Below are 13,677 nucleotides of genomic sequence, written 5' to 3'. Positions count from 1 at the left end.
GTCACGCGGTTTTCAACTGGCTGCCGACCGGCAATTGCCGCAGCCGCTTGCCGGTGGCCGCGTAGATCGCGTTGGTCAACGCGGGCGCAAGCGCCGCCGTGCCGGGCTCGCCGATGCCGCCGGGCGCCTCGCTGCTCTTCACGATATGCACGTCGATCGGCGGCGTCTGATTGATGCGCAGCATCCGGTAGTCCGTGAAGTTGTTCTGCTCGACGCGGCCGTCCTTGATCGTGATCTCGCTGTAGAGCGCCGCCGTGATGCCGAAGATGATGCCGCCTTGCACCTGTGCTTCGATCGTGTTCGGATTGACCACCATCCCGCAGTCGACCGCGCATAAGACGCGCTTGACCGCGACCTCGCCCTGATCGACCGCGACCTCGACGACGATCGCGAAGAAGCTGCCGAAGGCGTGCATCACCGATACGCCGCGCCCTTGTCCTTGCGGCAACGCGCTGCCCCAGGTCGCGGCCTGCGTGGCGGTGTTCAGCACATTCCGCGCGCGCGGGGTTTTCCCCAGCAGGTCTTGCCGGTATTTGACCGGATCGATCTTCGCCTGCGCGGCGAGTTCGTCGACGAAGCTCTCCACCACGAAGGTGCCGCGCGTCGGCCCCACCCCGCGCCAGAATGCGGTGGGCACCGCATGCGGTTCCTGGCGCACGTAGTCGATCAACTGGTTCGGCAGGTCGTACGGCAGGTCCGAGGCCACCTCCACGGCGTCGGGGTCGAGCCCGTTCTTGAACGCGGGCGGCGCGAAGCGCGCGAGGATCGACGAACCGACGATCCGATGCTGCCACGCGACCGGCTTGCCGTTCGCGTCGAGCCCGGCGGAAATCCGGTCGTAGTAGTACGGCCGGTACATGTCGTGCTGGATGTCTTCCTCGCGCGTCCACACCACCTTCACCGGCGACGACACCTGCTTGCCGACCTTGACCGCCTGCGTGACCATGTCGAATTCGAGCCGCCGCCCGAACCCGCCGCCAATCAGGTGGTTATGCACGACGATCTTTTCGGCGGGCAGGCCCGTGACCGCCACCGCGGCATCCACCACGCGCGTCGGCACTTGCGAGCCGAGCCAGATTTCGCAGCCGTCGGCGCGCACGTGCACCGTGCAGTTGACCGGCTCCATCGTCGCGTGCGCGAGGAACGGCTGCTGATACACGGCGTCCACGCGCGACTTCGCGTTGGCAAACGCCTGGCCGACGTCGCCTTCCTTGCGCGCGACTGCGCCCTTGCGCTGCGAAGCATGGGCGAGATCGTCGACGATCTGCTGCATCGAAATCTGTGCGCCCGCGCCTTCGTTCCACTTGATGTCGAGCGCCTGCACGCCGCGCTTCGCGGCCCACGTGTGGTCGCCGATTACCGCGACCGCGTTGTCGAGCTTGACGACCTGGCGCACGCCGGGGATTTTCTTCGCGTTGGTATCGTCGACGCTCGCGAGCGTGCCGCCGAACACCGGGCAATTCGCGATCGCCGCGTAGACCATCCCGGGCACGCGCACGTCCAGTCCGAATAGCGCGGTGCCGTCCACTTTCTCCGGCGAATCGAGGCGTTTCACCGGGGTGCCGATCAGTTTGAAATCCTTCGGGTCCTTTAGCGGCACGTTCTGTGGCGCGGGCAGCGTGGCCGCGGCCTCCACCAGTTGACCGTAGCCGATGCTGCGATTGCTGGCCCCGTGGATCACCTGCCCGCCCTGCGCATGACAGCTCGCCGGATCGACCTGCCATTGCTGCGCGGCCGCGTTGATCAGCATCATGCGAGCCGTGGCGCCGGCGCGGCGCATCGGCTCCCATGCAAAGCGGATCGAGGTCGACCCGCCGGTCAGCTGGCCGCCGAGCAGCGGGTCCATGAAGAGCTTTTCGTTGGGCGGCGCGTGGTCGAGCGTGACCGCGTCGAGCGGCACTTCGAGCTCTTCGGCGATCAGCATCGGGATCGACGTATAGACGCCCTGGCCCATCTCGACCTTCGGAATCACCAGCGTGACCTTGCTCGCGGTGTCGATCTGGATGAACGCGTTCGGCGCGAACACGCCGCTTTGCGGCGCTTCGACCGCGTCGCCGCCGATCACCGATTTGCCGGTCTTCTGATCCTGACTCGCGGCCGGCATGCTGAAGCCGAGCAGCAAGCCGCCGCCGGCTGCCGCGCCGACCGTGACGCTGAATTTCAGAAAGGCGCGGCGCGAAAGGGTACCCGCACCGCCTGTGTCCTCTTTCGACGGCTGCGCGCCGTTCTGTGCATCGAGCAGTCCCTGGGACATGTCAGACTCCCTTCGCGGCTTGCCTGATCGCCACGCGGATCCGGTTGTACGTCCCACAGCGGCAGATGTTGCCGGCCATTGCCGCGTCGATGTCCGCATCGGTGGGATTGGGATTGCTGGCGAGCAGCGATGCCGCCGACATCACCTGCCCCGACTGACAGTAGCCGCATTGCACGACGTCCAGTTCGCGCCAGGCCTGCTGCACCTTCTGCCCCGCGGGCGTGCCGCCGACCGCTTCGATCGTGATGACTTTCCTGTCGCCGACCGCCGCCGCCGGGAACACGCACGAGCGCACCGCGACGCCATCGAGATGCACGGTGCATGCGCCGCATTGAGCGATGCCGCAACCGAACTTGGTGCCGGTCAGGCCGACGAGATCGCGCAACACCCACAACAGGGGCATGTCGGGCGGCGCGTCGACGGTATGGGTCTGACCGTTGATGTTGAGCGTTGTCATAAGCGGCTCCGGGTGGGATTTATTGTTGGTGAGGTGTTTATGCAGAGAAAGTCGAACAGGAATGGAAAAACTCGCTGTGTTTGTTCGACTTGGCAAACTAATCCGCGCGGCGCATGGACTGCGGTTGCAACGGCGCATGATGCGCGGCGTGCATGTGCCGAAAGTGACCGGCAAATTGTAGCCGTGGAAAAGGAAGTCTGCCGTGAAGGGGGCGCGCGGCCGCTTCGCGCGGCAGACGCTGCCGCCGCCTGTCTCATATAAGGTTCAAACGGAATTCGATTCATGCGTTACCATCGCCGCATCGACGCGAGCCACTTGCCCGGCTCGACCGGCCAGACACTCCGAAGGAGCAGCACGATGAACGACCAGCAATGCACCCAATTCCTGTCGGACATTCGCAGGCCGTTGCTGGCGCTGCACAAGGCCATCCTCGATCACGAACGCGCGATGTATGAGAAAGAATTCGGTCCGGTGACGCCCGCCGCTTTTTTGCAGGTGCTGATCAACGGTTCGGGTTTCCGCTGGCTCACGCCGCTTTCAACGGTCATTGCGAACGTCGACGAAATCCTCGACGACAAGGAAGCCGACGCCGCCGACCGGCTCGCCGCAGCCGAAGCCGTCACCGGTCTTTTCTCGCCCGATCTGCCGCACAATATGTTTTTGCCGCGCTATCTGCCGTTGTTGCAGGCCGACCCGGCGATCCTGCATCAGCACGGCCAGGTGTCGCAACTGTTGCGCGCCGTTCAGACGAAGTAAGTGCCGAGCGCGGCGGTGCTTGCGCGGCCCGCTCCCGGATTTCCTCACCGTTCGGAACGCAGGATTCTGAGCGACCGGGCAACGCTCTTCATACACCGCACTCGCTTGCGGCGGCTCGATTACCAGGCTTGTCTGCGGTAGACGACGTAAAAAGCACTGTATTTCAGGCCAATTTATCTCCGACTCGCAACAGTGCGGGTGACGCGCGCCATCGAGCCGCCCATTCAATCGCCCCGTTTCCGAATTTGCCTGGTTTTGCTCACTAAAACAAAGGTGAGCTTCTGCGGGAGAGGTTGCATGCCCCTCGAACGCCGCCTACGAAACGCCGCGCAGCACGCAACGCGCAGTCCTGCTAAGGTAAGCGGACTTCATTGCGAATGCTCACCGCCATGCAAGCCTGGCCACTCCCCGAAAGCTATACGTTCCGCACTCAAACCGTGCGCTACAACGTGACCGGCAACGGTCCGCCGCTGGTGCTGGTTCACGGCACACCGTTCTCTTCGTACGTGTGGCATCGGATCGCCGCGCATCTCGCGCCGGTGCGCACCGTGTATTACTACGATCTGCTCGGCTACGGCCAGTCGGAGCGGCGCGACGGACAGGACGTTTCGCTCGGCATTCAGAATGTATTGCTAGCGGAACTGCTAGCGCACTGGAAGCTGGCGAGCCCGGATGTCATCGCGCATGACTTCGGTGGCGCGACCTCGTTACGCGCGCATCTGCTCGACGGCTGCGAGTACCGCAGTCTCACGCTGATCGATCCGGTGGCGCTCGCGCCGTGGGGTTCGCCATTCGTGCGGCATGTGCGCGAACATGGCGACGCGTTCGCCGGACTGCCGCCTTATATTCATGAAGCGGTGGTCAAAGCGTACGTGCGCGGCGCGATCGCCCGCGAGATGGCGGATGCCGAGCTTGCGCCGTATGTCACACCCTGGCTTGGCGCCACCGGTCAAGCCGCGTTCTACCGGCAGATCGCGCAGATGGACCAACGCTACACCGACGCGGTTCAGGCGCGCTACCCGCACCTGCGTTGCCCGGTGCAGATTTTGTGGGGCGAACAGGATCAGTGGATTGCGCTCGAACGCGGCCGCGAGCTGGCTGCCGCGATTCCCGCAGCGCGCTTTCAGGCGGTGCCGAACGCCGGCCATCTGATGCAGGAAGATGCGCCGGAAGCGATCGTCGCCGCGGCGCTGCGGTGGTTCGATTGACGGCAAACGGTGCGTGACTAGCCGCGCCCTTGCGGCAGATACGGCAGCGGATTGACCGGCTTGCCGTCGTGCCGCAGCTCGAAGCCCACCGACACGCGCGAGTTGTTTTCGTCGCCCATCTCCGCGATCTGCTGTCCTTGCCGAACGATGTCGCCGATCTTCACCAGCAGCTTGCGGTTATGCGAGTAGGCAGTCAGAAAGTCCTTGTTGTGCTGCACGATGATCAGACTGCCATAGCTGTTCAGACCCGTGCCGGCGTACATCACCTTGCCGTCGGCGGCGGCCCGCACTGGATCACCCGGCTTGCCGCCGATTTCGATGCCGCGCGTTTCGCCCGGCTGGAACGCTTCGACCACACGGCCGCCCGCCGGCCAGGCCAGCGCCATGCCGTTCGCATGCCGCATGGTCCGCTGCGTGACTTCGCGTGCCTCTTCGGCCGTGGGCATCGCCGCTGCGGATTGTGCCGGGACCGTCGCCACCGCTGCCGATGATGATGATGACGCCTGCTGCGCCGCGAGCGAAGCGGCCGGCGCGGAAGCCGCCGCTGCCTTGGAGGCGGCTGCGTTGGCGGCATTCACTGCCCGCACCGTTTCCGGCGACGCGACATGCAGCACTTGCCCCAACTTCAGCCGCGACGATCCCTTCAATCCGTTCCACGCTTGCAGCTGTTTGACGCTGCAATGATGACGCTGCGCGATACGCGCCAGCGTGTCGCCACGTTTGACGCGATAGACGAGCGGCGGCGCTTTCGCGAGCGGCGTGCCTTCGTCGGCGCCGATCGACAACTGCTTGCCCGCCGCCGCGTGATCGGCAGCCGGCACGCTCGCCGCCGGCACGCCGGAGGCAGCCGCCGGATTCGCCGCCGCGCCACTCTGCGCGTCCTGCTGCCCCACGTTCGCGCACCCGCTCATCGCCAGTGCGACCCACACGCCGGTCAGACTGGCCATCATCGTTCTGTCGAAGCGCTTTCCCATCTTTGTCCGACTCCTGCGTTATTCATAGGCGGGCCGGATGCCGCGATGTCGCATGCGAGTCGCGCGATGATGCCGCGGACTCCTTCGACACGGCGAGGCCGCCTCGTGCGGCACTCATCCAATGCCCTGCCGACTATCCACCCCTTTAGCACTTGCCGGATCCCCGGCGCCCGGTGTCTCGCGACCACCGGACTTCGGCAAAAAGAGCCCGTTTGCCGATTAAAAATTCAGCGGAATTGTAAAGTGCGTTTTACTGAAAACGCGCAGCCTCACACACTCTGATACAAATCTTGCGCCTGTCCGCAAACATCGTTGCAAATGCAACGTGTAGGAGCCGCGCAGACCCCGTTCAGGGGCCTGTTGTGCGACTCCTGGCATCACTGGCTGATTGCGTGGAAATGCGCGCGCCGAGTCGCGCCCCGATCCGCGAGAACGCGCGTGAGCGCGTGCATGCGCGAGCATCGCGAACGGACGATTCCGGTTGTTTTATCGGCAGATCGGCGCCGGAACTTGAATGACGCTTGTCGCAAGCAACGGCGAGCGGTGGACGGACAGCCGGGCGGGCCGCGCTTGCGGGCAGGCGGCCGTCCGAACCGAGCAGACTGCGGCCTAGCTGTAGTACTGCCCCTCGTACTTCACATAGCCCACCGGATGATGGGTGAAGTGCAGCACTGGCAGAACGGGATTGGAATTGTCGGCGGTGGGATAGGCGCTGGCTTCGGGAATGTATTCGCCTTGCGCCTCGATTGGCTGGCCTGCCTGGAGGCCGGGGATTTCCTGCGCGAGTCCTTCGTTGTCGCCGAAACGCACGGCGACGAATACCTCGGTGCCTACCAGATTCTGCGTGCCGCCTTCGAACTTCAGCACCTTGTCGATCTTGATGACGAAGTGCTGATGATTGGCGCCGTGGTGGTTTTCAGGGCCTGCGAACACCTTGCTGATCGTGCCTTGCACACAGGCGAGCGGTGCGCCCAGCGAATGAACATAACGATGATGTGGAAGAATCTGCGTGGCGCGATTGTTCATGAAGTCTCCGTGAAAAGAAGCGTGGCTCATTGACGTGCTCATTGACGTGGCTTGCTTACGGCGAACCTGACGCGCGACACCGGGCGGCATCGGCGCGATACCGTTTGATGGAGCCATCGCATGGGAGTTCAGTACGCGAATTCAGTGAGCAGGATGAGCGGCGCACGCGCTGGGCGAGCCGGCGCGTACGCGACACTTATGGAAAGCTTCGCACTCGTCTTTCGGATAGGTCTGATTCGTGGCGCAGCCCAAAGAAAATGTGATGCGGGTCTGCAATGCCGGCGAATTTTATCCGTCCATCGCAACGCTGAATGCGCTGCACCAGCTCGTCGCGATTGCGCTCGTTTCTCTCGTCATGGTCGATGCGAAACTTTTGGCCTACAAGACCGTCTAGCAGCGAGCACCGCTGCGGCTTCGTGCTCGACGAGGACCTGAGCGACACTCTGCGCGGCAGAACGTTCGGCATTCCGGCGGTGTGATAGCCGGCCTTCTGGTTCAGAGCTTCGTGGTGAACTCACCGCGCAGTTGCCGCAACCTGCTACGCGTCAAAAGCGCCAGGGCAACTGCTCGCTCAATGCCCGTCGTGCTCGCTGTCCAGATGCGCCATCTGCACTTCGTTGTAGCGCGTGCCGGCCACGGCATCCGGCGGAATCGCCGCTTCGATGCGCGCGAGTTCCTCGGCGCTCAACGCCAGTTCGGCGGCGGCCAGTGCGTCGGTCAACTGTGTGCGGCGACGCGCGCCGACCAGCGGCACGATGTCCTCGCCACGCGAGAACGCCCACGCAATCGCCAGTTGCGCCGGGTTGGTGCCACGGGCATCGGCAATCGAACGCAGCGCGTCGACCAGCGCGAGGTTGCGTTCGAGATTCTCGCCCTGGAAGCGCGGGCTGACGCTGCGGAAATCCTTCTGCGCGCCACGCTCTTTCGACCACGTGCCGCTCAGCAAGCCACGCGACAGCACGCCGTAAGCCGTCACGCCAATGCCGAGTTCGCGGCACACCGGCAGGATCGCGGCTTCGATGCCGCGCGACATCAGCGAGTATTCGATCTGCAGATCGGCGACCGGTGCGACCGTCTGCGCGCGGCGCAGCGTCTGCACGCCCACTTCCGACAGGCCGATCTGCCGCACGTAGCCGGCTTTCACGAGATCGGCGATCGCACCGACGGTCTCTTCGATCGGCACCGCCGGATCGAGCCGCGCGGGCCGGTAGATATCGATGTAATCCGTGCCAAGCCGCCGCAGCGTATAAGCGAGAAAATTGCGCACGGCCACCGGCCGCGTATCCAGGCCGATCCAGGCGCCCGCCGCATCGCGCAGCCCGCCGAATTTCACGCTGATCACGACGTTTTCGCGCTGGCGTCCTTGCAGCGCGTCGCGAATCAGCATTTCGTTATGACCCATCCCATAAAAGTCACCGGTGTCGAGCAGCGTGATACCGGCGTCGAGCGCCGCGTGAATCGTGGCGATGCTTTCGTCGCGGTCGGCTGGTCCGTAGAGATCGGACATGCCCATGCAGCCGAGGCCGATGGCGGAAACTCGCGGGCCCTGGCGGCCCAGTTGACGTGTATTCATGGCGTGCATTCCCAAGGTCGTTGGCTTGCGTCGAGGAAGGCGCGGGACAGGCCACGCCCGAACGGCATTCTGCGCCTCGCGGACGCGGGAAGAAAGCTGTTCGGCCGGTCGGAACCGCGGCGGCGTGCCGCCATGGATGCCGGCAATGGACCACCGCTGCGCAGCGCCCCTAGAACTTATGCCGGATCGCCGCGCGCACCACGACCTGCTTGTTGGTCGATGACGGCGCCTGGGTGCCGGGGGTGAACGCGAAGTCGAGAATCGAGAAAGTCTGATCGCCCGTCACCTGCTGATATTCGCCCTGAATATAGACGTCGGTGCGCTTGGACAGGTTGTAGTCCGCCATCAGGCCGAACGAGTGGATGTGCGGCTTCACGCCGCCGTTCGAAGCGTCGTAGGTCTCCATCGTGTACACGTACTGCGCGCCAACGAATAGCACCGGCGAAATCTGGTATTTGCCGTTGACCTCGAAGTTCTGGTACTTCAGCGAGTTCAGCAGCACGCCCGGCGGCACGAGCGGCGTGATGCCGAGATAGCCGTTGCCGGTCGGGTTCAGATAGTTCGAGTTGCTGTAGACGAAGCCCGCCGTCGCCGGGCCGAAGGTATAGGTGATGCCGCCGCCGAACACACGCATGCGCGCGGCGATGAAACCGGCGTCGTTGGCGGTGATCGCACCGTTCGCGCCGTTGCCGGGATTGTCGGCCTGCAGATACGCGGCCGCCACCAGCAAACCGGCATACGCGTACTGGCCGCCAATGCTGTACGCGCGATTGTTCGCGAAGCCCGTGTCGTTGCTGAAGCTGTAGGTGCCGCCGAACTGGAAGCCGGAGATCGAGGGGCTGGTGTACTTGACCGTGTTGTCGAGGCGGAACGTGTTGTCGGTGTTGTCGTTGTCGAGCGGATGGGAGAACAGCGTACCGGCCCAGTTGCCGTTGGCCGTGGTCTGCGCCAGATAGTCGACCACCGAATCGTACTGGCGGCCGAAGGTCAGCGTGCCGTACGACGCCGAACTCAAGCCGACGAACGCCTGACGGCCGAACATCCGCCCGCCCTGCCCGAGCCGCCCCGAATTCAGGTCGAAACCGTTCTCGAGCTGGAAGATCGCTTTCAGGCCGCCGCCGAGTTCCTCATCGCCCTTCAGGCCCCAGCGGCTGCCTTGCGCGAAGCCGCTCGCCAGTTCGTACACATGGCCGCGGCCGACGTTATTCGTGTAGTTGATCCCTTCGTCGATCACGCCGTATAGCGTGACGCTCGTCTGCGCGTTGGCGGGTGTGGCAAAAGTGGCAGACACAGCGGTGGAGACAGCCAGCGCGAACACTTGCTTGTTCATGAAGATCTCCCTGCACTCGAGTCATGGGACCACTCGATCTGGCCGCTTTGCTTTTCGCTTCTTTGCGCTTCTTTTTGCTTCTTCGTATCTCTGCTCGTAACCGGCGCTTCGGCATGCCGCTCTCAGTCCCCGCCGCGCTTTAGGAAATCCTCACACGCCGTTCGCTGGCCGTCCATTGGGGGACGTGAGCATCGATTAAAATGTTGCGAAATCTCCACTTCGCGCGACTGCCTCTTTTTTCCAGACGCGTGTTCAGGTAGGCGGCATCGCCGGCCAGGGCGCGCATCCGGCGGCGCGCGTCGCCACGTCGACGCCCTGCACGGTCCGCCGCCGCTTTGTGACAGAAAGAAATATAATCGGCGGCTTTTGCGGCAGCGCAGCGGAACTCCCGTACCTTCGCAAGGGTCCTTTTTACTGCCCCCTGACACCGCGCCTCGCGAGGCCGGTCGAACGCGGCGCATCGGCCAGCGGGCCGAATGGGTCCTGGACCCGCCGCAGCACCCCATCCAATTTCAAAAGCCTTGTGAGACGCCTGCCGCGCTGCATCAGCGCGCCGTCGCACGGGCTGCTTTTGGCGCAAACAATGCAACAATCGTCTTCCCGTCTGGTCGAGCTGGACTTTTTCCGCGGACTGGTCCTGCTGATCATCGTCGTCGACCACATCGGCGGCAGCATTCTGTCGCGCGTCACGCTGCACGCGTACGCGTTGTGCGATGCCGCCGAAGTCTTCGTGTTCCTCGGCGGCTTCGCCACCGCGACGGCCTATACGGCGCTCGCCGAGCGGCGCGACGAGACGATCGCGCGCAGCCGGTTCCTGCGGCGCTCGCTGGAAATCTATCGCGCGTTCCTCGTCACCGCCGGGCTGATGCTGCTGGTCAGCGCGGTGCTGAGCGCGTTCAGCATCGACGGGCCGAATCTCGCGACCACCGATCTCGACGATCTGATGACCACGCCGCTCGCCGCGCTGCGCGACATCCTGCTGTTGCGCCGCCAGCCCTATCTGGCCTCCGTGCTGCCGATGTACGCATTCTTCGCGCTGCTGGTGCCGATGATCCTGCCGCTCGCGCGCAGCAAGCCGTGGCTGCTGCTGGCCGGCAGCGTCGCGCTGTGGGCCGGCGCGCCGATCATCGACGCCTATCTGCCCGCCGCGCCCGACATGCACTGGGACTTCAACCCGTTCGCGTGGCAACTGTTGTTCGTGCTCGGCGTGCTCGCGCGCTGCCAGCCGGTCTATCAGCGCGTGAGCGCGCACCGGCGCGGCTGGGTCGTCAGTGTGCTGGCGTTCGCGGTGGTGGTCGCGGCGGCTTATTTCAAGCTCGTTATCGAACATGGGCCGCTGGCCAGCAGCATGAAGCAGAATCTGTCCTACCTGCGGGTGGGCAACTTCCTCGCCATCGCGTGGCTGGTCGCGAATCTGATCCAGCTCGGCTGGGCGAAGAAGCTCGCGCAATGGCTGCCGTGGATCGGGGTGATCGGGCGTAAAGGCTTGCTGTGCTTCATCGCCGGCGCCGTGATCTCGCTGGTGGTCGACTCGGTGCTGTATGCGGCCACCGACGGCTATCTGAACTACCCGCTCGGGCTGCTCGCCGACGCGATCGCGGTCGGCGCGCTGCTGGTCGTCGCGCTAGGCGTGGAGCCGCTCAAGCGTTTCGTGGGGCGCGTCGTCGGCGCGCGGCTTGGGACGTCGCCCTGAACGGCGTGGCGAGCGGCAGGCGGTGAGCGGCAAGCGCAGCTCATACGCGCTGACAGCCCCCCATCCGCCGCAGCCCAATCGCCTCAAATTCACGCCGATGCTGATAGCATGACGGCCGCGCGCAAGCTCCGCGTCAGCCTACTACCGTGACATGCGTTTATTCCTACATTCCGCACTCGTGCTGCTAGCGCTCCCCGTCAACGCGCCGGCGTTCGCCAGCACCGTCATCAGCCGCAGCTTCCATTCCGAGGCGCTCGGGCGCGACTGGAACTACACGATCTATCTGCCGACCGGTTATCACCAGGACGGCGCGCGCATCCCGGTGCTCTATCTCCTGCACGGCAACAACGGCGACGCCAACGACTGGCTCACCCAGGGCCACCTGCAAAGCACCGCCGACGCGCTGATCGGGCGCAAGGACATCCCGCCCGTGGCGATCGTGATGCCGCAAGGCGGCACGGACTGGTACGTCGACCGCAAGGAGAAGATGGAGACTGCGTTCTTCGACGATCTGTTGCCCGACATCGAGGCGCACTACGCGGTGTCGACGCAGCGTGGCGGCAGGATGATCGGCGGTGTGTCGATGGGCGGCTTCGGCGCGCTGCGCTACGCGCTGACGCAACCGCAGCTGTTCTGCGGCGCGCTGCTGCTGAGCCCCGCGATCTACGCGAACGAGCCGCCGCGCGAGTCGGCCGCGCGCCATGTCGGCGTGTTCGGCGACCGGCAGTTCGATCCGCGTATCTGGCACGAGCTCAACTATCCGGCGCAGTGGGACCGTTACATGAGCCGGCCGTATCGCCTGCCGATGTTCATCGCCTCGGGCGACGACGACCTCGCGATCCAGGCCGACGCGTCCACGCTGTACACGCATCTACGGCTGGCGGGCAATCCGGCGGCGCTGCGCATCATCGGCGGCGGCCACACCTGGGATGTCTGGAGCGCGCTGCTGCCCGCCGCGTTGAAATACACGCTGGGCTGCGTGAAGCCGCCGGCGCTGGAGCATCCGTCGAATCAGCGGCCATGAGCGGACGGACGCACGAAATGCGCAGCCGGCATTCGCAACGCGCGCGACGTGCGCGTGAAATCCGCATGAAAGAACCGTCCGCCTAACGCACGAGATCGGTCCACAGCACCATCAGCACCGTCATCAGCGCGGGGCCGACGAAGATGCCGAGCAGCCCGAACGTCTCGGCCCCGCCGAGAATGCCGAACAGCACGAGCAGGAACGGCAGCCGCGTCGAGTTGCCGATCAGCACCGGCCGCACGAAGTGCTCGGCGACGAACACCACCACCGAGCCGAACACGGCCAGCCCGACGGCGGCCGCAACCGAGCCTTGCGCAAGCAGCCACAACGCGGCGAGGCCGAACGTGATCGGCGCGCAGAACGGCAGCATCGCGGCAATCGCGGTGACGAAGCCGAGCAGCGCGACATGCGGCAAGCCCGTCACGAAATAGGCAACGCCCAGCAGCGCCCCCTCGCCGAGCCCCACCACCACCAGCCCCGACACCGTGCCGCGCACCGCCGCGGCCATCCGTTGTATCAGCTCGGCGCCGTCGTCGCCGAAGCCGCGCCGCACCCCCTTGATCAGCGAGCCGGACAAACGCGGCCCCGCCTGGAAGATCACGAACAGCGTGACCAGCATGAACACGAACACCATCACGGCATGCAGCGCGCGCGCCCCGAAGCGGCGGCCGAGCATCATCACCGTGGTGCTGTGCAGCCCCTTCATCGCCGCAGAATCGCGCAGCGGCTGGGCGAGGTTTTCCTGCCACCACGCTGAAACCTGCTGCGCGCCGAACGGCAGACGCTCGATGAACTCCGGCATCGCGATACCGTTTTCCCGCGCGCCCTTGAACCACTCGTTCAGGTCGTGCGCCTCGCGCAGCGCCTGGGCGATGCCGACGCCGACCGGCAGCACCACCAGTAGCGCAATCGCGAGCGTGAGCAGCGCGGCGACCAGCGTCGTGCGGCCGGTGAGCCAGCGGTTGCGCTCGACCTTGCGCAGCAGCGGCCACAGCGCGATCGCGACCACGCCGGCCCACGCGACCACCGCAATGAAATCGCGCACGACCCATAGCGCCAGCAGCACCAGGCCGATGTACAGCACGAGCGAGGCCGCCCGCTGTTTTTTCAGGCGATCGGATGGGCTGGGCCGTTCGGCGGGGTTCTCGGGTGGGCGTGAAATCATGTGATCTCTGGTCTTTTTGGAGAGGTGCGGCGAGCCGACCGCAAAATGGCAAACCCGCTACACTTGCGCGCACGGTCGGTTCGTCGACAGCCATATCTTAAAGGAAGCGCCGCCCCGCCTTGGCAGACGCCGCTTTCGTCGCGCTGCGGACAACACAGCGTTGCAAAAATGCGCGCTATTAAAAATTTACATAATAATACCGATAACCCCCGTCATT

12 protein-coding genes are annotated in these 13,677 nt (G+C 64.9%); 5 read left to right on the top strand and 7 right to left on the bottom strand.

The window, feature by feature from the left end; all coding sequences use genetic code 11:
- Position 1 precedes the first annotated feature (1 nt).
- Positions 2-2,254 (bottom strand): xanthine dehydrogenase family protein molybdopterin-binding subunit, encoded by a 2,253-nt coding sequence (locus PQR02_RS22330; protein WP_408235935.1) that lies wholly within the window; start codon positions 2,252-2,254, stop codon positions 2-4.
- 1 nt (position 2,255) lies between these two features.
- Positions 2,256-2,711, bottom strand: a complete 456-nt coding sequence (locus PQR02_RS22325) for a (2Fe-2S)-binding protein (RefSeq protein ID WP_408235932.1) — start codon at positions 2,709-2,711, stop codon at positions 2,256-2,258.
- A 357-nt stretch (positions 2,712-3,068) separates the two neighbouring features.
- Between PQR02_RS22325 and PQR02_RS22320 the strand changes: the two genes are divergently transcribed.
- Positions 3,069-3,467, top strand: a complete 399-nt coding sequence (locus tag PQR02_RS22320; RefSeq protein WP_408236105.1) for a hypothetical protein — start codon at positions 3,069-3,071, stop codon at positions 3,465-3,467.
- Between the two features lie 389 nt (positions 3,468-3,856).
- Complete coding sequence (locus PQR02_RS22315) at positions 3,857-4,675, top strand: alpha/beta fold hydrolase (protein WP_408235929.1); 819 nt, start codon at positions 3,857-3,859, stop codon at positions 4,673-4,675.
- Positions 4,676-4,692: 17 nt separating this feature from the next.
- Here the strand turns inward: PQR02_RS22315 and PQR02_RS22310 are convergent, their stop codons facing one another.
- A complete protein-coding gene (locus tag PQR02_RS22310; protein ID WP_408235926.1) occupies positions 4,693-5,649 on the bottom strand; it encodes a peptidoglycan DD-metalloendopeptidase family protein in 957 nt (318 codons plus the stop codon).
- Between the two features lie 609 nt (positions 5,650-6,258).
- Positions 6,259-6,675: a hypothetical protein gene (locus PQR02_RS22305; protein ID WP_408235923.1), complete on the bottom strand. Its 417-nt coding sequence runs from the start codon at positions 6,673-6,675 to the stop codon at positions 6,259-6,261.
- Between the two features lie 238 nt (positions 6,676-6,913).
- Between PQR02_RS22305 and PQR02_RS22300 the strand changes: the two genes are divergently transcribed.
- On the top strand, positions 6,914-7,069 hold the full coding sequence (locus PQR02_RS22300; protein ID WP_408235920.1) for a hypothetical protein: 156 nt from the start codon (positions 6,914-6,916) through the stop codon (positions 7,067-7,069).
- A gap of 177 nt (positions 7,070-7,246) precedes the next feature.
- Here PQR02_RS22300 and PQR02_RS22295 read toward each other — a convergent pair whose 3' ends face one another.
- Both PQR02_RS22295 and PQR02_RS22290 read right to left on the bottom strand, forming a co-directional pair.
- Positions 7,247-8,248, bottom strand: a complete 1,002-nt coding sequence (locus PQR02_RS22295; protein WP_408235917.1) for an aldo/keto reductase — start codon at positions 8,246-8,248, stop codon at positions 7,247-7,249.
- 169 nt (positions 8,249-8,417) lie between these two features.
- The gene (locus tag PQR02_RS22290; RefSeq protein WP_408235914.1) at positions 8,418-9,578 is read right to left on the bottom strand and encodes a porin; all 1,161 of its coding nucleotides are present in this window, start codon (positions 9,576-9,578) and stop codon (positions 8,418-8,420) included.
- 583 nt (positions 9,579-10,161) lie between these two features.
- Between PQR02_RS22290 and PQR02_RS22285 the strand changes: the two genes are divergently transcribed.
- Positions 10,162-11,271 carry an OpgC domain-containing protein gene (locus tag PQR02_RS22285; protein ID WP_408235911.1) on the top strand — a complete coding sequence of 370 codons (1,110 nt, stop codon included), beginning with the start codon at positions 10,162-10,164 and terminating at the stop codon, positions 11,269-11,271.
- A 151-nt stretch (positions 11,272-11,422) separates the two neighbouring features.
- Positions 11,423-12,295, top strand: coding sequence for an alpha/beta hydrolase (locus tag PQR02_RS22280; protein ID WP_408235908.1), 873 nt, complete (start codon positions 11,423-11,425; stop codon positions 12,293-12,295).
- Between the two features lie 82 nt (positions 12,296-12,377).
- Here the strand turns inward: PQR02_RS22280 and PQR02_RS22275 are convergent, their stop codons facing one another.
- The gene (locus PQR02_RS22275; protein WP_408235905.1) at positions 12,378-13,460 is read right to left on the bottom strand and encodes an AI-2E family transporter; all 1,083 of its coding nucleotides are present in this window, start codon (positions 13,458-13,460) and stop codon (positions 12,378-12,380) included.
- Between the last annotated feature and the right edge of the window lie 217 nt (positions 13,461-13,677).

Origin of the sequence: Paraburkholderia sediminicola, assembly GCF_046026895.1 — a bacterium.
Lineage (GTDB): Bacteria > Pseudomonadota > Gammaproteobacteria > Burkholderiales > Burkholderiaceae > Paraburkholderia > Paraburkholderia sediminicola_C.
This window is presented reverse-complemented; position numbering and strand designations above follow the sequence as displayed.